We start from the raw sequence: 20,224 nt of genomic DNA on the forward strand, positions 1-20,224 counted from the left end.
GCGATCATGGCAGAACTGACCACGTTGGCCCGACCTTACGCTAAGGCGGCCTTCGAGCACGCTCAGGCCCACCAGCAACTGGCCAATTGGTCAGCCATGCTCGGCCTGGCTGCAGCGGTGTCGCAAGACGACACCATGCAGCGCGTGCTCAAGGCCCCGCGACTGACGAGCGCAGAAAAGGCCGCCACGTTTATTGACGTGTGCGGCGACAAGTTTGATGCCAAGGCACAGAACTTCATCAATGTCGTTGCCGAAAACGACCGTCTCCCGCTTCTGCCGGAGATTGCCGCTCTTTTCGACCTGTACAAGGCCGAACAAGAGAAGTCGGTAGACGTTGAAGTGACCAGTGCTTTTGCATTGAACCAAGAACAGCAAGACAAACTCGCCAAGGTTCTCAGTGCACGACTCAACCGGGAAGTGCGCCTGCAAGTTGCGGAGGATGCTGCCCTTATAGGTGGTGTCGTTATCCGCGCCGGCGACCTGGTTATCGATGGCTCGATTCGCGGCAAAATCGCGAAACTTGCCGAAGCATTGAAATCTTGAGTTTGAAGGGGCAGCAGAGCAATGCAGCAACTCAATCCTTCCGAAATAAGTGAAATTATCAAGGGCCGCATCGACAAGCTCGATGTGACCTCCCAAGCCCGTAACGAAGGCACTGTCGTCAGCGTATCTGACGGTATCGTGCGGATTCACGGTCTGGCCGACGTAATGTACGGCGAGATGATCGAGTTTCCGGGCGGCGTCTACGGTATGGCCCTCAACCTGGAGCAAGACTCCGTAGGTGCCGTTGTACTGGGCGCTTACCAGTCTCTGGCTGAAGGCATGAGCGCCAAGTGCACCGGCCGCATCCTTGAAGTTCCTGTTGGTAAGGAACTGCTGGGTCGCGTAGTCGACGCACTGGGTAACCCTGTTGACGGCAAAGGTCCACTGGGCAACACCGAGACCGACGCGGTCGAGAAAGTTGCTCCGGGCGTGATCTGGCGTAAGTCGGTAGACCAGCCTGTACAGACTGGCTACAAGGCTGTCGATGCCATGATCCCTGTCGGCCGTGGCCAGCGTGAGCTGATCATCGGTGACCGTCAGATCGGTAAAACCGCTCTGGCGATCGACGCGATCATCAACCAGAAAGACAGCGGCATTTTCTGCGTCTACGTAGCTATTGGTCAGAAACAATCGACCATCGCCAACGTTGTTCGCAAGCTGGAAGAAAACGGCGCCCTGGCCAACACGATCATCGTGGCTGCCAGTGCTTCGGAATCTCCTGCGCTGCAATTCCTGGCACCGTACTCCGGTTGCACCATGGGTGAATTCTTCCGCGACCGCGGTGAAGACGCGCTGATCGTTTATGACGATCTGTCCAAGCAAGCAGTGGCTTACCGCCAGATTTCCCTGCTGCTGCGCCGTCCACCAGGCCGTGAAGCTTACCCAGGCGACGTGTTCTATCTCCACTCCCGTCTGCTGGAGCGCGCATCCCGCGTTTCGGAAGAATACGTAGAGAAGTTCACCAACGGCGCAGTGACCGGCAAAACCGGTTCCCTGACCGCACTGCCGATCATCGAAACCCAGGCTGGCGACGTTTCCGCGTTCGTTCCGACCAACGTGATTTCCATCACCGACGGTCAGATCTTCCTGGAATCGGCCATGTTCAACTCGGGCATCCGCCCTGCAGTGAACGCCGGTGTTTCGGTATCCCGTGTGGGTGGTGCCGCTCAGACCAAGATCATCAAGAAGCTGTCCGGTGGTATCCGTACCGCTCTGGCTCAGTACCGTGAACTGGCGGCATTCGCCCAGTTCGCTTCTGACCTGGACGAAGCGACCCGTAAGCAACTTGAGCATGGTCAGCGCGTTACCGAGCTGATGAAGCAGAAGCAATACGCACCAATGTCGATCGCTGACATGGCGCTGTCGCTGTATGCCGCTGAGCGTGGGTTCCTGACTGACATTGAAATCGCCAAGATCGGCAGCTTCGAACAAGCGCTGATTGCTTACTTCAACCGCGATCACGCCGATTTGATGGCCAAGATCAACGTTAAAGGTGACTTCAATGACGAAATCGACGCTGGCATGAAAGCCGGTATCGAGAAGTTCAAGGCCACCCAAACCTGGTAAGCCGCAGCGGGAGCCGCGAGGCTCCCGCTTGCTAACCTGATAGGTGTTACATGGCAGGCGCAAAAGAGATTCGCAGTAAGATTGCGAGCATCAAAAGCACGCAAAAGATTACCAGCGCCATGGAAAAAGTGGCGGTCAGCAAAATGCGCAAGGCACAAATGCGCATGGCTGCTAGCCGTCCTTATGCGGAGCGTATCCGCCAGGTTATTGGGCATCTGGCCAACGCCAACCCGGAATACCGCCACCCGTTCATGATCGAGCGCGAAATCAAGCGCGTTGGTTATGTTGTGGTGAGCAGTGACCGTGGTCTGTGCGGCGGCTTGAATACCAACCTGTTCAAGGCCCTGGTCAAGGACATGGCGGTAAACCGCGAAAACGGCGTCGAGATTGATCTGTGTGTCGTTGGTAGCAAGGGTGCGGCCTTTTTCCGCAACTTCGGCGGTAACGTCGTTGCAGCTATCAGCCACCTGGGTGAAGAGCCGTCGATCAATGATCTGATCGGCAGCGTCAAGGTGATGCTGGATGCCTACCTGGACGGCCGTATTGACCGCCTGTCCGTGGTGTCCAACAAGTTCATCAACACCATGACGCAGCAGCCTACCGTGGAGCAGTTGATTCCATTGGTGGCGACCCCGGATCAGGATCTCAAGCACCACTGGGACTACCTCTACGAACCGGATGCCAAAGAGCTGCTTGACGGCTTGATGGTCCGCTACGTTGAGTCGCAGGTCTACCAGGCGGTGGTCGAGAACAACGCGGCTGAACAAGCTGCGCGGATGATCGCGATGAAGAACGCTACCGACAACGCCGGTGATTTGATCAGCGATTTGCAGCTGATCTACAACAAGGCGCGTCAGGCTGCGATCACCCAAGAGATCTCGGAAATCGTCGGCGGCGCTGCCGCGGTTTAACGGTTCAAATATTCAGAGGATCCAGCTATGAGTAGCGGACGTATCGTTCAAATCATCGGCGCCGTTATCGACGTGGAATTTCCACGCGACAGCGTACCGAGCATCTACAACGCGCTGAAAGTAGTGAGCGCGGCTGAAACCACCCTGGAAGTTCAGCAGCAGCTGGGCGACGGCGTGGTTCGCACCATTGCGATGGGTTCCACCGAAGGCTTGAAGCGCGGTCTGGAAGTTACCGACTCTGGCGCAGCCATCTCCGTACCGGTCGGTAAAGCGACCCTGGGCCGGATCATGGACGTCCTCGGTAACCCTATCGACGAAGCTGGCCCGATCGACACCGAAGAGCGCTGGGGCATTCACCGTCCAGCACCTTCGTTCGCTGAACAGGCAGGCGGCAACGACCTGCTGGAAACCGGCATCAAGGTTATCGACCTGGTTTGCCCGTTTGCCAAAGGCGGTAAAGTCGGTCTGTTCGGTGGTGCCGGTGTAGGCAAAACCGTAAACATGATGGAACTGATCCGTAACATCGCCATCGAGCACAGCGGTTATTCCGTGTTCGCCGGTGTGGGTGAGCGTACTCGTGAGGGTAACGACTTCTACCACGAGATGAAGGACTCCAACGTTCTGGACAAAGTGGCACTGGTTTACGGTCAGATGAACGAGCCGCCGGGTAACCGTCTGCGCGTAGCACTGACCGGTCTGACCATGGCCGAGAAGTTCCGTGACGAAGGTAACGACGTTCTGCTGTTCGTCGACAACATCTATCGTTACACCCTGGCCGGTACTGAAGTATCCGCACTGCTGGGCCGTATGCCTTCGGCAGTAGGTTACCAGCCGACTCTGGCTGAAGAGATGGGCGTTCTGCAAGAACGTATCACTTCGACCAAGGAAGGTTCGATCACTTCGATCCAAGCGGTATACGTACCTGCGGATGACTTGACCGACCCGTCGCCAGCGACCACCTTCGCCCACTTGGACGCCACCGTCGTTCTGTCCCGTGACATCGCCTCTCTGGGTATCTACCCAGCGGTAGATCCACTGGATTCGACTTCGCGCCAGCTGGACCCGAACGTAATCGGCCAGGACCACTACGACACCGCTCGCGGCGTTCAGTACGTTCTGCAACGTTACAAAGAGCTGAAGGACATCATCGCGATCCTGGGTATGGACGAGCTGTCGGAAGCCGACAAGCAGTTGGTAAACCGTGCTCGTAAGATCCAGCGCTTCTTGTCGCAGCCGTTCTTCGTGGCTGAAGTCTTCACTGGTGCTTCGGGTAAATACGTTTCCCTGAAAGACACCATTGCTGGCTTCAAAGGCATCCTCAACGGTGACTACGACCACCTGCCAGAACAAGCGTTCTACATGGTTGGCGGCATCGAAGAAGCGATCGAGAAAGCCAAGAAACTGTAATCCCGGCGCCCGGCAACGGGCGCTCATTTAGGTTGAGGCAATCAGATGGCTATGACAGTCCATTGCGATATCGTCAGCGCGGAAGGAGAAATCTTTTCCGGCCTGGTCGAGATGGTGATTGCGCACGGTGCACTGGGTGATCTTGGTATCGCTCTGGGTCACGCGCCGCTGATCACTAATCTGAAGCCAGGTCCGATCCGCCTGATCAAGCAAGGCGGGGAAGCCGAGGTGTTCTACATCTCCGGTGGTTTCCTCGAGGTTCAGCCGAACATGGTCAAGGTGCTTGCCGATACCGTGCAACGCGCCGCCGACCTGGATGAAGCTCAAGCTCAAGCAGCTCTCAAGGCTGCCGAAGCTGCTCTGCACGAGAAGAGCGCAGATTTCGATTACGGAGCTGCGTCCGCACGTCTGGCCGAGGCTGCAGCTCAGCTGCGCACCGTCCAGCAGATCCGCAAGAAGTTTGGCGGTTAATCCGTCAGCCGCTTGTTGTGCGATTGATAAAAAAGGGTAGCCTCGGCTACCCTTTTTTCTTTTCCGAATTCCCGAAACCCGGTCGCAGTTGCTGACCACCCAGGATTGGTAGCCAGTCATGTCTCTTGAAATCGTTATCCTCGCGGCCGGTCAAGGCACTCGTATGCGTTCGGCACTGCCGAAGGTTTTGCACCCGATTGCCGGCAACTCCATGCTGGGTCATGTTATCCACAGCGCCCGGCAACTTGATCCACAGCGCATTCATGTGGTGATCGGCCATGGCGCCGATGTGGTGCGTGAACGTCTGGCCGCTGATGATCTGAATTTCGTCCTGCAGGACAAGCAATTGGGCACCGGCCACGCCACTGCGCAAGCGGTGCCGTTCATTACTGCCGACACCGTGCTGATCCTCTACGGTGACGTGCCGTTGATCGAAGTCGAAACCCTGCAGCGTCTGCTCAAGCACGTCGTTCCGGGGCAGATGGGTTTGCTCACCGTCGAGCTGGATGACCCGACAGGTTACGGCCGCATCGTGCGCGATGCAGACGGTAAGGTCGCAGCCATCGTTGAACACAAAGACGCCAGCGAAGCGCAGCGCGCGATCACCGAAGGCAACACCGGCATTCTCGCCGTGCCGGCCAATCGTCTGGCCGACTGGATGAGTCGTCTGTCAAACAACAATGCCCAGGGCGAGTACTACCTGACCGATGTGATCGAAATGGCGGTCAGCGATGGCCTGGTTGTCGCCACCGAACAACCGCATGATCCAATGGAAGTGCAGGGCGCCAACGATCGCAAGCAATTGTCAGAGCTGGAGCGCCATTACCAGTTGCGCGCCGGTCGGCGGTTGATGGCGCAAGGCGTTACCTTGCGGGATCCGGCACGTTTCGATGTGCGTGGCGAAGTGACTGTGGGTCGTGACGTGCTGATCGACATCAACGTGATCCTCGAAGGCAACGTGGTCATCGAAGATGATGTGGAGATCGGTCCGAACTGTGTGATCAAGGACAGCACCCTGCGCAAAGGTGTGGTGATCAAGGCCAACTCGCACATTGAAGGTGCCGTTCTGGGCGAGTGCAGTGATGCCGGCCCGTTCGCGCGTCTGCGTCCAGGCACCGTGCTCGAAGCGCGCGCACATGTGGGTAACTTTGTTGAATTGAAAAACGCCCGCATGGGTGAAGGCGCCAAGGCAGGTCATCTGACTTATCTGGGCGATGCCGAGATCGGAGCGCGCACCAACATCGGCGCGGGCACCATTACCTGCAACTACGACGGCGCCAACAAGTGGAAAACCGTGTTGGGTGCAGACGTGTTCATCGGCTCCAATAATTCGCTGGTCGCGCCTGTGGATATCTCTGCCGGTGCGACCACGGCAGCCGGTTCGACCATTACGCAGAATGTGGACAACGCGCAGTTGGCCGTGGGCCGAGCGCGGCAGAGAAATATCGACGGTTGGAAACGGCCGGAGAAGATCAAGAAGAGTTGAGTTATCCACAGCGGCTTTTTGAAGACCAAAAGATCGCAGCCTTCGGCAGCTCCTATGGGGACTGTTGGGGTTGCAATTTTTTTTGGGCGACCGCTTGACGATTTAGAGCCGATAGGTTTTGATTGCTTACGTTATCTTTCGAAACGAAACTTAAGCCGCCATGTCGAAACGCAACACGCCGCAACGCCGCCACAACATCCTCGCCTTGCTCAACGAGCAGGGCGAAGTCAGTGTGGATGAACTGGCCAAGCGCTTCGAAACCTCCGAAGTTACGATTCGCAAGGATCTCGCCGCGCTGGAAAGCCACGGTCTGTTGCTGCGCCGCTACGGCGGGGCGATCACCATGCCGCAGGAGCTGGTCGCGGAAACGGCGCAGAGCGTTTCCAAGTACAAACAGGCGATTGCCCGCGCTGCGGTGAAACGCATCCGCGAACACGCGCGCATCATCATCGACAGCGGCAGCACCACCGCTGCGATGATCCCGGAACTTGGCCAGCAGCCAGGTCTGGTGGTGATGACCAACTCCCTGCACGTCGCCAGCGCCCTGAGTGAACTCGAGCACGAACCGGTGCTGTTGATGACCGGCGGCACTTGGGATCCGCATTCGGAATCCTTTCAGGGCCAGGTTGCCGAGCAGGTACTACGCTCTTACGACTTCGACCAGTTGTTCATTGGCGCCGATGGCATCGATCTGGTGCGCGGCACAACCACCTTCAATGAATTGCTCGGTCTGAGCCGGGTGATGGCCGAAGTGGCGCGGGAAGTCATCGTCATGGTCGAGGCCGACAAGATCGGTCGCAAGATTCCCAATCTGGAACTGCCGTGGAGCAGCGTCCATACCCTCATTACCGATGATCGCCTGCCTATCGAAGCGCGCGATCAGATACAGGCCCGCGGTATCACCGTGATTTGCGCGGCTGTCAGTCAGGAGAAATAAGCATGTGTGGAATTGTCGGCGCAGTTGCTGAACGTAATATCACCGCCATCCTGCTCGAAGGCCTCAAGCGCCTTGAATACCGCGGCTACGACAGCGCCGGTGTCGCGGTCTTCACCAACGACGAAACCCTCGAGCGCATGCGTCGCCCGGGTAAAGTCAGCGAGCTCGAAGCGGCGCTGGCCGAACACCCGTTGGTCGGCCGTCTCGGCATTGCCCACACCCGTTGGGCGACTCACGGTGCACCGTGCGAACGCAACGCCCACCCACATTTCTCCGGCGACATCGCGGTGGTGCACAACGGCATCATCGAAAACCACGAAGCCCTGCGTGAACAACTGAAAGCGCTGGGTTACGTTTTTACTTCGGACACCGACACCGAAGTTATCGCCCACCTGCTCAACCACAAGCTCAAGGATCAGCCAGACCTGAGCGTTGCTCTTAAAGCAACGGTCAAGGAACTGCACGGTGCTTACGGCCTGGCCGTGATCAATGCCAAGCAGCCGGATCGTCTGGTCGCCGCGCGCAGTGGTAGCCCACTGGTGATCGGTCTGGGTCTGGGCGAGAACTTCCTCGCGTCTGACCAATTGGCCCTGCGTCAGGTCACCGACCGCTTCATGTACCTGGAAGAAGGCGATATCGCCGAAATTCGCCGCGATAACGTGCAGATCTGGGACATCAACGGCAATGCCGTCGAGCGCCAGACCGTGCAGTACAGCGACGGTGCCGAAGCCGCCGACAAAGGTGAATACCGCCACTACATGCTCAAGGAAATCCACGAGCAACCAGCCGTTGTGCAACGCACCCTCGAAGGTCGCCTGAGCAATGATCAGGTGCTGGTGCAAGCATTCGGCCCACAAGCGGCCGAGTTGTTCGCCAAAGTCCGCAATGTACAAATTGTCGCCTGCGGCACCAGTTATCACGCGGGTATGGTCGCCCGTTACTGGCTTGAAGAGCTGGCCGGCATTCCGTGCCAGGTCGAAGTCGCCAGCGAATTCCGCTACCGCAAAGTGGTGGTGCAGCCGGACACCCTGTTCGTGACCATCTCGCAGTCCGGCGAAACCGCCGACACCCTTGCGGCGCTGCGCAATGCCAAGGAGCTGGGCTTCCTCGCCAGCCTGGCCATCTGCAACGTTGGCATCAGTTCGCTGGTACGCGAATCCGATCTGACCCTGCTGACTCAGGCCGGCCGCGAAATTGGTGTGGCCTCGACCAAAGCCTTCACCACGCAATTGGTCGGCCTGTTGCTGCTGACTCTGTCGCTCGGCCAGGTGCGCGGTACCTTGGCCGACGGCGTTGAAGCGCGTCTGGTTGAAGAACTGCGTCGCCTGCCAACCCGTCTCGGCGAAGCACTGGCCATGGATAGCACCGTGGAAAAAATCGCCGAGCTGTTCGCCGAGAAGAACCACACCCTGTTCCTCGGTCGTGGCGCGCAATTCCCGGTGGCGATGGAAGGAGCCCTGAAACTCAAGGAAATCTCCTACATCCACGCCGAAGCCTACCCGGCTGGCGAACTGAAACACGGCCCGTTGGCACTTGTGGATAACGACATGCCGGTGGTCACCGTGGCGCCGAACAACGAACTGCTGGAAAAGCTCAAGTCCAACCTGCAGGAAGTCCGCGCCCGTGGCGGCGAACTGATCGTGTTCGCCGACGAGAAAGCCGGGATGACCAACGGCGAAGGCACCCACGTGGTGCAGATGCCACACATCCACGACATTCTCTCGCCGATCCTCTACACGGTTCCGCTGCAGTTGCTGTCGTACTACGTTGCGGTGCTCAAGGGCACGGACGTCGATCAGCCGCGTAACCTGGCGAAGTCGGTGACGGTGGAATAAGTTATCCACAGCTGACATCGACGCAAAAAAATCGCAGCTTCGGCTGCGATTTTTGTATCTGACTTGAGGGTCTCCATGGATCGCTTCCAGGAAATGCACATCTTCACCACTGTCGCCCTGGAGCAAGGCTTCTCAGCGGCGGCGCGGCGTCTGGGTTTGTCAGCGGCCAGTGTCACGCGGGCGGTGGCGGCGCTGGAGTTGCGGATCGGTACGCAGTTGCTGATTCGCACCACGCGCAGTGTGCACTTGAGCGAAGCAGGGCAGCGTTATCTGGAAGACTGTCGCCGGATTCTCGCCGAAGTGCAGGAAGCCGAGGATTCGGCGGCGGGTAGTCATGCCGAGCCGCGTGGACAACTGACGGTGACGGCGCCGGTGTTGTTCGGTGATTTGTTTGTGACGCCGGTGATGGCGAGTTATCTCGCGCAATATCCGGATGTCACGATTAACGCCGTGCTGGTTGATCGGATCGTCAACATGGTCGAGGAGGGCATCGATGTGGCGGTGCGCATTGGTGATCTACCGGACAGCAGTCAGCATGCTGTTCGCGTGGGTGAGGTGCGTCGGGTTATTTGCGGCTCGCCGGACTACTTTGCCAAATATGGCCGACCGGCTCATCCCCACGCATTGGCGGGCGCGCCAGTGGTGGCGACTTCAGCGATTGGCCAGCAACGCAGTTGGCCGTTTCTCGACGCGGGCGAACCGCTCAGCGTGCGTCCTGAGCCGCGTCTGATCGTGACCGCCAATCAGGCTGCGATTACAGCAGCTTGCACGGGCTTGGGTTTGACCCGGGTGTTGTCCTATCAAGTGGCGAGTCAGGTTGCCGCCGGCACACTGGAAATAGTGCTCGCCGAATTTGAACTGCCGCCGCTGCCCATCCACGTCGTGTATCAGGGCGGGCGCAAGGCGCCAGCGCGGATCCGCAGTTTTGTCGATTTCACGGCAGAGGCTTTGCGCGAACATCCGGCCTTGAAAAATGCTGCGTTATTTCACTCAGTGAAATAACCGATTGCAGTTGCTGGTGATTCTGTTGTTTTCGCGATAAGTGGAAGATGGCCTGCATCGGCGCTCTCATCCCCGCAGTGGCGCCCCTGTTCAGCGGAGTCGACCATGCAAGCGATCAAACTCTACAACTTTCCACGTTCCGGCCACGCCCACCGTGTCGAGCTGATGTTGTCCCTGCTGCAATTGCCGACCGAGCTGATCTTCGTCGATCTGGCCAAAGGTGAGCACAAGCAACCGGCGTACCTTGCTATCAATAGTTTCGGCCAAGTGCCGGCCATCGACGACGACGGCGTGGTGCTGGCCGACTCCAACGCAATTCTGGTTTATCTCGCGCAGAAATACGGCCACGGTCGTTGGCTGCCAACCGATCCGGTCGGCGCCGCACGGGTGCAGCGCTGGTTGTCGGCTGCCGCCGGACCGATTGCTTTCGGCCCCGCCGCTGCGCGATTGGTCACGGTGTTTGGTGCCCAACTGAATGCAGAAGAAGCGATTACCCGTGCGCACAACCTGCTCAAGGTGATGGACATCGAGTTGGGCAAAACGCCTTATCTGGCCGGCGCCGAACCGACTATTGCCGACGTTTCGGCCTACAGTTACATCGCCCACGCACCGGAAGGCAATGTGTCGCTGGACGACTACGGCAACGTCCGCGCCTGGCTGGCCCGGGTTGAAGCCTTGCCTGGTTTCGTCGGCATGCCGCGCACCGTCGCCGGTCTGCAAACCACCGCCTGATTTTCGCAATCCACACTGTGCCGACGGTGCAGGGGAGAGGTCGTGATGGAACGTTCACCGTGGCACGCTGGCGAGCAACAGTTACAGGCCCATGTCGGCGTTGCCGAACGCATGGAAGCCTTCGGGCGCAAGGTGATTCGCACCTGGATGCCGGATCAGCACCGTGAGTTCTATCAGCAATTACCCTTCATGCTGTACGGCGCAGTCGATGCAGATGGGCGCCCGTGGGCCAGTGTGCTCGAAGGCGCGCCGGGGTTTGCTCATTCGCCTAATCCTGAGCATCTGCATTTCGCCAGCCAGCCTGCTGCCGATGACCCGGCGCAACTGCGTAACGGCGAACCGATCGGTTTGCTCGGTATCGAATTGCACACCCGTCGGCGCAATCGCCTCAACGGCCATGTCGGTAATCTGAACGCTGATGGTTTTGACGTGAACGTGGATCAGGCATTCGGCAATTGCCCGCAGTACATTCAGTTGCGCCAGTTTCAACGTGTGCCGCTGACGGATCCGAATACTCGTCCGGCTCTGCATCTGAACGGCCTCGATGACGCGGCCATCGCCCTGATCAATGGCGCCGACACGTTCTTCGTCGCCAGTTATGTCGATGTCGACGGCCTGCGCGCGGTGGATGTTTCTCACCGTGGTGGCCAGGCCGGTTTCGTGCGGGTGGAAGGCAATCGTCTGACCATCCCCGATTTCGCCGGCAATCTGCATTTCAACACCTTGGGCAATCTGCTGCTCAATCCCAAGGCTGGCTTGCTGTTCATCGACTTTTCCACAGGCGATCTGCTGCAACTCAGCGGGCGTACCGAGATCCTTCTCGATGACCCGCAGATCGAGGCCTTTCAAGGCGCGGAACGGCTGTGGACGTTTGAAGTGGAAAAACTGGTGCGGCGCCCGGCCGCATTGGCCTTGCGCTGGCGCTTCGACGGCATGTCGCCGACCAGTCTTTTGACCGGTAACTGGGCCGAAGCCGATGCGCGTTTGCAGGCGCAGGCGCTGGGCAATCAATGGCGGCCGTTGCGCGTGGCGAAGATCGAGGCGGAAAGCCGCAGCGTCCGCTCGATCTATCTGGAGCCAACCGATGGCGCCGGTTTGCCGGTGTTTCTCGCTGGCCAGCATTTGCCGCTGCGTTTCACGATCGATGGCGAGGTGCATATCCGCACCTACAGTCTTTCGAGTGCGCCATCGGATGGTTTCTATCGCATCAGCGTGAAGCGCGAAGGACTGATCTCGTCGCACCTGCATGAGCAGATCCGCGTTGGTGATGTGCTTGAGGCGCGGGCGCCGCAGGGGCATTTCACCGTGGCACCGCTGGAGCAGCGACCGTTGGTGCTGCTGGCCGCCGGTGTGGGCATCACGCCGTTGCTGTCGATGCTGCGCGAGGTGGTTTACCAAGGCTTACGTACGCGGGGGATTCGTCCGACGCTGTTGCTGCAGAGTTCGCGCAGTCTGGCGGACCAGCCGTTTCGCCAGGAGCTGGATCGTTTGCTGGAAACCGCAGGCGACTCTGTGCGAGTCCTGCGCTTGCTCAGCCAGCCGGAAGCCGATCTGCAAGAGGGCGAAGATTTTGATGTGCGTGGGCGCATCGACGGCAGCGTGCTGAGAAACCTGCTGGATGCCGAAGATTTCGACCAGCTCGACTTTGTGCTTTGCGGCCCCGGTGGTTTTACCCAAGGGCTGTACGACACCCTGCGCGAGCTGGATGTACGTGACGCGCAGATTCATGCGGAAACCTTTGGCCCGTCGACCCTGAAACGTCAGGCCGATGCGGATGCGATCGTGATCGAGCAACCGCCCGCAGCGACCACATCGGTGCCGGTGGTGTTCGAGCGTTCGGCAAAAGAGGCGCGGTGGCAGCCCGATGGCGGCAGTTTGCTGGAGCTGGCGGAAAGCCGCGGATTACGCCCGGAGTTCAGTTGCCGCGGTGGCTCGTGTGGTACCTGCAAGACCCGTCTGGTCAGTGGTGCGGTGAATTATCCACAGGTACCGGCGGATATTCCGGAAGCGGGGCATGTGCTGATTTGCTGCGCGGTGCCGGCGCAAAGCAATCATCCACTGGTCTTGGACCTGTAACCCGAACCCGTGTAGGAGCTGCCGAAGGCTCGGGCCGCGATCGGACGATCTTTTGATTTTGATTTTTAAAAACAAGATCAAAAGATCGCAGCCTTCGGCAGCTCCTACAGGGGATCGGTATTCAACCCACGCTCAGGCGTAGGACAGCGATTTCTCTTCCAGCAATTCCTGATACAGCTCTGTCCACTTGCGGCCCATGTCGTCGGCCGTGAATAACTGCCGGTACCGCGCTTCGGCTTTCACCCCCATGGCGGCGGCGCGCACCGGATCTTCCCAAAGTGTGCGCATCGCCTCGCGAAACGCCTGTGGATGACTGGGCGGCACCACCAGTCCGGTTTCGTTATGGATATTGATGTAACTGGTGCCAGTGCCGATTTCGCTGGAGATCATCGGTTTGCCGTACATAGCGCCTTCCAGCAAAGAAATGCCGAACGCTTCCGAGCGCAGGTGCGACGGGAACACAATCGCGTAGCTCAGTTGCAGCAGCGCGACTTTGTCCTCATCACCCAGGCGTCCGAGGAAATGAATATTGCGCAGGCCCAGCGCTTGCGCTTGAGCGTGCAGTTCCAGTTCCAGCGGCCCGGCGCCGACAATGACCACGGGATAATCCACATCTTTCAGGGCCTCCAGCAAAATGTGCAGGCCTTTGTAGTAACGCATCACGCCGACAAACAGAAAAAACTTATCCCCAACCTGCTGGCGCCAGCGATTCATTCGTTCGGGATCGGGCTGTGGATAACCGGCCTTGTTCAAACCGTAGGGAATCACTCGCGTCTTGTCCTGAAACTGCTGCAGCACATCGCTGGTGTGCAGGTAGTTCGGCGAAGCGGCAACAATGCGGTCGGCGCTGGCGAGGAAGCGGTTCATCAACGGGCGATAGAGTTTGAGCAAGTGCTTCTGGCGAATGATGTCCGAGTGGTAGGTCACCACGCTCGGTTTCTTCATCGCACTGGCGAAATGCACCAGGTCCATGAACGGCCACGGGAAGTGATAATTGACCACGTCGGCTTCTGCCGCCATTTCGCGGAACTGCTTGAACACGCTCCAGGAAAACCCGGTGGAGGCGAACTGGATGTCGAGTTTGGCCCGGTGCACTTCGTGCTGACCCAATTTCACCACGGCCGGCGTTGGATCCGCGCTGAGCGTCAGCACCTGGCCGTCGATGCCGTGCTGGGCGCCGCTTTCGCAGAGCTGGAAGATCACTTGCTCAATGCCGCCGACCGAGTCAGGCAGGTACGTCTTGAAAAAATGAAGAACTCGCATTCAACCTCCCATGGCCTGGCGGTAGGCACCGGCCGTGGCCTGTGCACAACGCTCCCAGGAAAAAAGCCGTGACTGCTGCAACCCGGCTTCTTGGCATGCCTGCCAATGCGCTTGATCGTCGATCAGTCGGCTCAGCGCATCACGCAGGCCTTCTGCATCGTCAGCTTCAATATAGTTGCCCGCTGCACCGGCGACTTCCGGCATCGCCGAAGATCGCGTGAGCAGCACCGGTGTGCCGCTGGCCATGGCCTCCAGTACCGGCAGACCAAAACCCTCATACAACGATGGAAAAATCAGCGCCCGAGCGCCAGCCAACAGCTGCGCCACTTGTTCGTCGGGCAGATAGCCGAGCAGGCACACATGCCCGCTGGCCAGTGCCTGACGCAAAGGTTCACTGAATTGCTCGCGCTCCCACCCGGCCATGCCGACGATCAGCAATGGAAAGCGCTGACGTACCGCCTCCGGCAGCAGGGCATGGGCGCGCAGGGCCAGGCCAAGATTCTTGCGCGGCTCCAGCGTGCCCACGCAGAGAAAATACTCCCGCGCCTCGACCGCGTGCGCCTTGAGCACCGCGTCAATGGCGCTCGCCTCGCGCGGATGAAAGCGCGCGGCGATCCCCAGTGGTGCCACCACAAAACGCTCGGCAGGCAGGCCGAAATACGCTTGAGCTTCGTCGGCAATCGCTTGCGAGTCGGTGAGAATCACCTGCGCCTGTTGCACCCCGACAGCCAATCGACGCTCGATTTCCTTGAGCCGTGCCGGTGGCTGAGTCTCGGGGAAGTGCAGGTGAGTTAGGTCGTGCAGGGTGATCACGGTCGGGCCGTCGAAGGCCAGCGGCCACAGGCTCGGTTCGTGATAGAGGTCGATGCCTTGCGCGCGGCCCTGATCGAAGCGTTTCTGCTCCAGCCAGCGACGCGCCTGATAGGCCCCGGGAATCTGCCGCAGCAGCGGTGTCAGACGCGAGTAACCGGGCATGGCCGCTTCCGGCAGTGCCGAGCTCCAGCCCCAGCCATGGAACAACGTCACGTCAATCTCCGGCTCGCTGCGCAAGGCGTTGACCAGCTCGGCAACGTAATGGCCGATGCCGGTACGCGGTGCCTGGAGAATGCGCGCGTTAAGAGCAATGCGCATGCTGGCTCTCAGGGGCAGGCAACGATGCATGCAAGTTGCGCTCAATACGCTCGACCAATTGGGCGCTCGCTTCACGCCAGCTCAGCCAGCGCCATTGTTCGAGGCCCAGCGCTGCCGGAAACTCGCCGGAGCGCTCCATGCCGGTCACCAGATCGCTCAGACTCTGTGGATTCGCCAGGTCGAAATACGCCATGTAGTCGCCGCCGATCTCGCGGAACACCGGAATATCGCTGGCCATTGCCGGTAACTTGCGTTGCATGGCTTCCACCAGTGGCAAGCCGAAACCTTCGACATGGGACGGAAACACCAGCGCCGTGGCGTGGGAGTAGGCGTGTTCGAGACTTTTGTCAGAGAGCGAGTTGTACATGAACAAACGTCGGTTCAGCTCGGGATGCTGGCGGATTCGTTCGATCAGTGCGTCGCACTTCCAGCCAATCTTGCCGACGATGCATAACCGCGCTTTCGATCCTGTTGCCCAAGCGAGCTCAAACGCCTCGAGCAGGTACGCATGGTTTTTGCGCGGCTCGATGGTGCTGACCATGAGAAACACCGGGTCAGTCGTCTGGAACATGTCCAGCAGGCCACGGTCGACCTTGGCATCGGCCTCGCTCAAGTCCAGCTCGGAGCCGAGGTGGAAGTAATCGAACCAGCGCTGCCCGACCTGTTGCGTGCCGATCCGGCGCAGCATTTCCTCGCGCACCTGATCGCGGATAGTGGTCGAGATCGCGACATAGCCGTCGGCGGTGCGCGCGATCCAGTCGAACCAGTCGTTGAACACTTTGACCAGCCCGGCATCGCAAAACTGCGGGTGGGTCAGGGGGATCAGGTCGTAAATCACTGAAATGATGCCCACACCCTCACGCTTGAGTTGCTCGGCGAGGGGGAAAAAGTTGGCGTGCCAGGATGAATCGAGCAGCACCAATTGATCGCCTGCCCGGTGGGCCAGCGGTACGCAGCGCTCGGGAATATGTTGGCCCTTGAGGACTCGTTCAAGCAGGCGCATGGGCAAGCTCAAACAAGCGAATGCCGTGAGCCGGCAGCCGACGTATAGCACCCGACGGGTGAAATGCGACCGGTTGAACGGCCAGCGCCGTTCCACTGCCCGGTGACGTAGCCAGAAGGCGTTGGCCCACTGTTCCAGTTTCACCCGCAGGCCCATCAGGTCGAGCTTCGTGGACTTCAGCGGCGCCAGACTTTTAACTTCGTACAAACCGCCATTGATCATCACCACCGGGATGCATTCGACGGTTTCATCGGCCGCCGGCAACTGCTGAATGACGTTGCGTACAACACGTTGAATGCCCGAGTTGGCGGAGGGATGTTCGAATACGTAGGTGCACTCCACCAACAATCGTGTCATCGCAAGATCTCCGTATCAGGCGCTTCTACAAGGATTTCACTGGAGCGGCTGATTTCGGTCCGGGCTTGCAACCAGGAGCAGCCGACAAAGTCTTCCTGGCGATTGTTGATCACGTGGAAGATCAAACCATAGTCGCGCCACTCGAAGTTGCGATCCAGGTGCGAGTCCAGACGTGACAGGCTCAACGCCACCGAGTAGTTACCCTTGCCCAGACGCATGTCGAAAGCGAAGCGAAAGGTCACGCGTTCGCCGGCACTCAGCTCGGTAATCGCTTTGTCGAGGCGATGGGTGTTGATGCCATAAATGGCCTGGCCCAGACGATCCTTGATCATGAAGCCGAGAATCAGCCGCTCGATGTCTTCACGAATTTCGGTCTGCACTTCCAGCACCACAGGCTGACCGACCTCCGCGACTTCAAGGCTGCGGCCCTGCGCATCGAGCAGGCGCACGCTGAGAATCGCGGCTTCACCAGTGCCGGAAATGGTTTGTACCTGACCGTTGGCGAGCATTTCTTGACGTACCGTCTGGCCTTCGCGCTGAGCGAGCATGGCGTTGTAGTAGTCCATGACCTCTTCGGGCTTGCCACGCATGGCCAGACGGCCGTTCTCCAGGAGAATCGCGGTGTCGCAGATCGATTGAATGGCCGAGCGGTCATGGGACACGATCAGCAGGGTAGTGCCGGCTTTGCGGAAGCTGCGGATACGCTCGAAACTTTTATGCTGGAAATACGCATCGCCCACTGACAGAGCTTCGTCGACGATCAGGATATCCGGACGCCGCGCAGTCGCGACGCTGAATGCCAGGCGCATCTGCATGCCGCTGGAATAGGTGCGCACCGGTTGATCGATGGCTTCGCCGATTTCGGCAAAACTTTCGATTTGCGGCATCAACGCTTCGATCTCTTCGACCTGCATCCCCAGCAATTGACCGGCCATGACAGCGTTCTGCCGACCGGTAAAGTCCGGGTGAAAACCCATGCCCAATTCCAGCAACGCGGCCACGCGGCCTTGCAGATGGATCTGTCCACAGGTCGGTTGGGTGGTGCCGGTGATCATCTTCAGCAGGGTGCTTTTGCCCGCGCCGTTGACGCCGACGATGCCAACGGCTTCACCGGGGCTGATCTCGAAATTGACGTCTTGCAAGACCCAGTGCAGGTGGTGGCGGTTCGGGGAGAACGGCACCAGCCATTCCAGCAGGCGACTCCAGCGATTCGGGTACTGTTTATAGGCTTTGGCCAGGCCAGTGACGCGTATGTGTCCCATCAGAGTTCGTCCACCATTTCACCGACACGCTGACGGAACAGACACAGCGCCATGGCGCAGAGCAGCACGCCGATGATCAGCAGCGGTGTCAGTGACGACCACTGCGGCCATTGGTTGTAGAGGAACACGTTCTGGTAGCTGGTCATCAGTGCCGTCATCGGGTTCAGGCTGATGACGTGCTGGATGCCTGACGGCAGGATCGACAACGGGTAAACGATGGGCGTCAGCCAGAACCAGAACTGCAGGCAGATGCCGAACATCTGCCCGACATCGCGAAAGAACACATTGAGAATGCCGAGCAACATGCCCAGCCCGGCGGCAAAGATCATCTGCAGGATCAGCAGCGGGATCAACGCCAGCAACGCCATGCCGGGCAGGCGCCCGCTGATCAGCAGAAAGCCGAAAAACAGCGCCAGAATGATCGCAAAGTTGATCCCGGCGTTGAGCAGGGTTATCACTGGCAGGCAAATGCGCGGGAAGCTGATTTTCTTCAGCAGATTGGCGTTTTCCAGAAACATGCTCTGGCTGCGCGAGGTGATTTCGGCGAACAGTCCCCAGGTCAGCAGGCCTGCACACAGGTAGACGCTATAGGCCAGGCCGTCATCAACACCCGGCAGCCGCGCGCGCATGATCTGGGAAAAGATCACCGTGTACACAACGATCATCGACAACGGGTTGAGTACCGTCCACAGCGCGCCGAACAACGAGTTGCGATAACGCGATTGAAACTCCCGCTTGACGCTACCGAGGATGAATCCGCGATAACTGCGCATTGAGCGGTACAGGGAAAGCAGCATTCAAACCGTCCTGCCATATTGGTCTTCGAAGCGAACGATGTCGTCCTCTCCCAGGTATTCGCCGCTTTGTACTTCGATGATCACCAGATCGATCACGCCGGGGTTTTCCAGGCGATGGCGGTGGCCGGCAGCGATGAACGTCGATTCGTTTTTCGCCACCAGATGGGTGCCGGTACCGTTGTTGGTGACCTTGGCCATGCCTTCGACCACCACCCAGTGTTCGTTGCGGTGATGGTGCATTTGCAGAGAGAGCTTGCCGCCGGGTTTGACCACGATGCGCTTGATCTTGAAGCGCGGGCCTTCCTCAAGCACGGTGTAGGTGCCCCATGGCCGACTCACGGTACGGTGCAGGCGGTAGGCTTCGTGGGATTTGTCCTTGAGTTGCTTGGCCACCCGTCGTACGTCCTGCGCGCGATCAGCGTGAGCGACCAGTACGGCGTCGGCGGTGTCGATGACGATCAGATTGTCGACGCCGACGGCAGCTACCAGCCGACCTTCGCTTTGGACGAAGTTATTGTGGCTGTCGATGAAAATCGCTTCGCCGCTGGCACGGTTGTTATCGGCATCGGCCGGTACCAGAGCCGCGACGGCGCCCCAGGAACCGATATCGCTCCAGTCGAAACCGGCGGGTACCACGACGACTTTTTCCGAGCGCTCCATCAACGCGTAGTCGATGGAGATGTCGGTGATCTCGGCGAACAGCGCTGGCGACAGTTCCTGTTGCAGGCAGCCGACAGTTTCCAGCGGGGCGCTTGCCGCCATGCAGGCGCGGGTCTGTTCCAGCAACTGCGGCGCATGCAGTTGCAACTCGGCCAGCACACTTGCGGTGGTGAAGCAGAACATCCCTGAGTTCCACAGGAAATTGCCGCTTTCCAGATAATCCGTGGCGGTTTGCAGGTCGGGTTTCTCGACGAAACGCTGCACTTTCGCCGCGCCTCTGGCGTCCAGCGGGGCGCCGGTCTCGATGTAGCCGAAGCCGGTTTCCGGGGCGGTCGGCGTCACACCGAAGGTCACCAGATAACCGTCTTTGGCCAGATTGACCGCGTGCTCGACGGCGGTTTTCAGCGCGTCCTGATTGACGATCAAATGGTCGGCGGGCATCACCACCATGATCGCGTCATCACCATGCAATGCTTGCAACGACAACGCCGCCGCAGCGATGGCCGGAGCAGTGTTGCGGCCGGTCGGCTCGAGCAGAAAGTGCCCGCGATGGCGCGACACGTGCGCGGCGCAATAGTGATCCTTGCTCTGGAAGTAGTACTCGCGGTTGGTCACCGTGACGATATCGCCCCAGCCGTCCAGCAACGCGGCAGCACGCTGATAGGTCTTGCCCAGCAGCGACTGGCCGTCGGGCAGGGTCATGAACGGCTTGGGATGGCCCTCGCGGGACACCGGCCATAAACGGGTGCCGGCACCGCCGGACAGAATCACGGGGATCAGCATGG

At 59.3% G+C, this 20,224-nt stretch carries 17 protein-coding genes; 11 read left to right on the forward strand and 6 right to left on the reverse strand.

Annotated features, from left to right (window positions below):
* Positions 1–6: 6 nt before the first annotated feature.
* The 11 genes from CKW17_RS09805 to CKW17_RS09855 all read left to right on the forward strand — a co-directional run bounded on the left by CKW17_RS09805 (position 7) and on the right by CKW17_RS09855 (position 12,966).
* Entirely contained in the window at positions 7–543 is a 537-nt protein-coding gene (locus CKW17_RS09805) for a F0F1 ATP synthase subunit delta (RefSeq protein ID WP_007911956.1), read from the forward strand.
* A 21-nt stretch (positions 544–564) separates the two neighbouring features.
* Positions 565–2,109 (forward strand): F0F1 ATP synthase subunit alpha, encoded by a 1,545-nt coding sequence (gene atpA, locus CKW17_RS09810; RefSeq protein WP_095119696.1) that lies wholly within the window; start codon positions 565–567, stop codon positions 2,107–2,109.
* Positions 2,110–2,159: 50 nt separating this feature from the next.
* The gene (atpG, locus tag CKW17_RS09815; protein ID WP_016984063.1) at positions 2,160–3,020 is read left to right on the forward strand and encodes a F0F1 ATP synthase subunit gamma; all 861 of its coding nucleotides are present in this window, start codon (positions 2,160–2,162) and stop codon (positions 3,018–3,020) included.
* 27 nt (positions 3,021–3,047) lie between these two features.
* Complete coding sequence (gene atpD / locus CKW17_RS09820; protein ID WP_007911961.1) at positions 3,048–4,427, forward strand: F0F1 ATP synthase subunit beta; 1,380 nt, start codon at positions 3,048–3,050, stop codon at positions 4,425–4,427.
* Between the two features lie 45 nt (positions 4,428–4,472).
* On the forward strand, positions 4,473–4,898 hold the full coding sequence (locus tag CKW17_RS09825) for a F0F1 ATP synthase subunit epsilon (protein WP_007954164.1): 426 nt from the start codon (positions 4,473–4,475) through the stop codon (positions 4,896–4,898).
* A gap of 118 nt (positions 4,899–5,016) precedes the next feature.
* Complete coding sequence (gene glmU / locus CKW17_RS09830) at positions 5,017–6,384, forward strand: bifunctional UDP-N-acetylglucosamine diphosphorylase/glucosamine-1-phosphate N-acetyltransferase GlmU (RefSeq protein ID WP_095119697.1); 1,368 nt, start codon at positions 5,017–5,019, stop codon at positions 6,382–6,384.
* A 160-nt stretch (positions 6,385–6,544) separates the two neighbouring features.
* Positions 6,545–7,321, forward strand: a complete 777-nt coding sequence (locus CKW17_RS09835; RefSeq protein ID WP_095119698.1) for a DeoR/GlpR family DNA-binding transcription regulator — start codon at positions 6,545–6,547, stop codon at positions 7,319–7,321.
* Positions 7,322–7,323: 2 nt separating this feature from the next.
* Positions 7,324–9,156: a glutamine--fructose-6-phosphate transaminase (isomerizing) gene (gene glmS, locus CKW17_RS09840; protein WP_095119699.1), complete on the forward strand. Its 1,833-nt coding sequence runs from the start codon at positions 7,324–7,326 to the stop codon at positions 9,154–9,156.
* A 75-nt stretch (positions 9,157–9,231) separates the two neighbouring features.
* Entirely contained in the window at positions 9,232–10,158 is a 927-nt protein-coding gene (locus CKW17_RS09845; RefSeq protein ID WP_095119700.1) for a LysR family transcriptional regulator, read from the forward strand.
* Positions 10,159–10,263: 105 nt separating this feature from the next.
* A complete protein-coding gene (locus tag CKW17_RS09850; RefSeq protein ID WP_007911967.1) occupies positions 10,264–10,890 on the forward strand; it encodes a glutathione S-transferase family protein in 627 nt (208 codons plus the stop codon).
* A 45-nt stretch (positions 10,891–10,935) separates the two neighbouring features.
* Positions 10,936–12,966 carry a pyridoxamine 5'-phosphate oxidase family protein gene (locus tag CKW17_RS09855; protein ID WP_095119701.1) on the forward strand — a complete coding sequence of 677 codons (2,031 nt, stop codon included), beginning with the start codon at positions 10,936–10,938 and terminating at the stop codon, positions 12,964–12,966.
* Positions 12,967–13,098: 132 nt separating this feature from the next.
* On the opposite strand, the gene CKW17_RS09860 is transcribed toward CKW17_RS09855, so the two are convergent.
* From CKW17_RS09860 to CKW17_RS09885, 6 genes are read right to left on the reverse strand one after another with little or no spacing between them, the layout of a single operon-like run.
* On the reverse strand, positions 13,099–14,229 hold the full coding sequence (locus CKW17_RS09860; protein WP_095119702.1) for a glycosyltransferase family 4 protein: 1,131 nt from the start codon (positions 14,227–14,229) through the stop codon (positions 13,099–13,101).
* Positions 14,230–15,360 (reverse strand): glycosyltransferase family 1 protein, encoded by a 1,131-nt coding sequence (locus CKW17_RS09865; RefSeq protein WP_095119703.1) that lies wholly within the window; start codon positions 15,358–15,360, stop codon positions 14,230–14,232.
* Positions 15,344–16,720 carry a glycosyltransferase family 1 protein gene (locus CKW17_RS09870; protein ID WP_095119704.1) on the reverse strand — a complete coding sequence of 459 codons (1,377 nt, stop codon included), beginning with the start codon at positions 16,718–16,720 and terminating at the stop codon, positions 15,344–15,346. Before CKW17_RS09870 ends, CKW17_RS09865 begins: the two co-directional genes overlap by 17 nt.
* Positions 16,717–17,982: an ABC transporter ATP-binding protein gene (locus tag CKW17_RS09875; RefSeq protein ID WP_095119705.1), complete on the reverse strand. Its 1,266-nt coding sequence runs from the start codon at positions 17,980–17,982 to the stop codon at positions 16,717–16,719. The genes CKW17_RS09870 and CKW17_RS09875 overlap by 4 nt, the downstream gene beginning before the upstream one ends.
* On the reverse strand, positions 17,982–18,779 hold the full coding sequence (locus CKW17_RS09880) for an ABC transporter permease (protein WP_095119706.1): 798 nt from the start codon (positions 18,777–18,779) through the stop codon (positions 17,982–17,984). Before CKW17_RS09880 ends, CKW17_RS09875 begins: the two co-directional genes overlap by 1 nt.
* A complete protein-coding gene (locus CKW17_RS09885) occupies positions 18,780–20,222 on the reverse strand; it encodes a mannose-1-phosphate guanylyltransferase/mannose-6-phosphate isomerase (RefSeq protein WP_095119707.1) in 1,443 nt (480 codons plus the stop codon).
* Positions 20,223–20,224 lie beyond the last annotated feature (2 nt).

This window comes from Pseudomonas sp. Irchel s3f10 (assembly GCF_900187515.1).
GTDB lineage: Bacteria > Pseudomonadota > Gammaproteobacteria > Pseudomonadales > Pseudomonadaceae > Aquipseudomonas > Aquipseudomonas tensinigenes.

Coding starts and splice junctions, on each gene's coding strand:
- CKW17_RS09805 (WP_007911956.1), top strand. CDS start 7: ATGGCAGAACTGACCACGTTGGCCCGACCTTACGCTAAGGCGGCCTTC.
- atpA (WP_095119696.1), top strand. CDS start 565: ATGCAGCAACTCAATCCTTCCGAAATAAGTGAAATTATCAAGGGCCGC.
- atpG (WP_016984063.1), top strand. CDS start 2,160: ATGGCAGGCGCAAAAGAGATTCGCAGTAAGATTGCGAGCATCAAAAGC.
- atpD (WP_007911961.1), top strand. CDS start 3,048: ATGAGTAGCGGACGTATCGTTCAAATCATCGGCGCCGTTATCGACGTG.
- CKW17_RS09825 (WP_007954164.1), top strand. CDS start 4,473: ATGGCTATGACAGTCCATTGCGATATCGTCAGCGCGGAAGGAGAAATC.
- glmU (WP_095119697.1), top strand. CDS start 5,017: ATGTCTCTTGAAATCGTTATCCTCGCGGCCGGTCAAGGCACTCGTATG.
- CKW17_RS09835 (WP_095119698.1), top strand. CDS start 6,545: ATGTCGAAACGCAACACGCCGCAACGCCGCCACAACATCCTCGCCTTG.
- glmS (WP_095119699.1), top strand. CDS start 7,324: ATGTGTGGAATTGTCGGCGCAGTTGCTGAACGTAATATCACCGCCATC.
- CKW17_RS09845 (WP_095119700.1), top strand. CDS start 9,232: ATGGATCGCTTCCAGGAAATGCACATCTTCACCACTGTCGCCCTGGAG.
- CKW17_RS09850 (WP_007911967.1), top strand. CDS start 10,264: ATGCAAGCGATCAAACTCTACAACTTTCCACGTTCCGGCCACGCCCAC.
- CKW17_RS09855 (WP_095119701.1), top strand. CDS start 10,936: ATGGAACGTTCACCGTGGCACGCTGGCGAGCAACAGTTACAGGCCCAT.
- CKW17_RS09860 (WP_095119702.1), bottom strand. CDS start 14,229: ATGCGAGTTCTTCATTTTTTCAAGACGTACCTGCCTGACTCGGTCGGC.
- CKW17_RS09865 (WP_095119703.1), bottom strand. CDS start 15,360: ATGCGCATTGCTCTTAACGCGCGCATTCTCCAGGCACCGCGTACCGGC.
- CKW17_RS09870 (WP_095119704.1), bottom strand. CDS start 16,720: ATGACACGATTGTTGGTGGAGTGCACCTACGTATTCGAACATCCCTCC.
- CKW17_RS09875 (WP_095119705.1), bottom strand. CDS start 17,982: ATGGGACACATACGCGTCACTGGCCTGGCCAAAGCCTATAAACAGTAC.
- CKW17_RS09880 (WP_095119706.1), bottom strand. CDS start 18,779: ATGCTGCTTTCCCTGTACCGCTCAATGCGCAGTTATCGCGGATTCATC.
- CKW17_RS09885 (WP_095119707.1), bottom strand. CDS start 20,222: ATGCTGATCCCCGTGATTCTGTCCGGCGGTGCCGGCACCCGTTTATGG.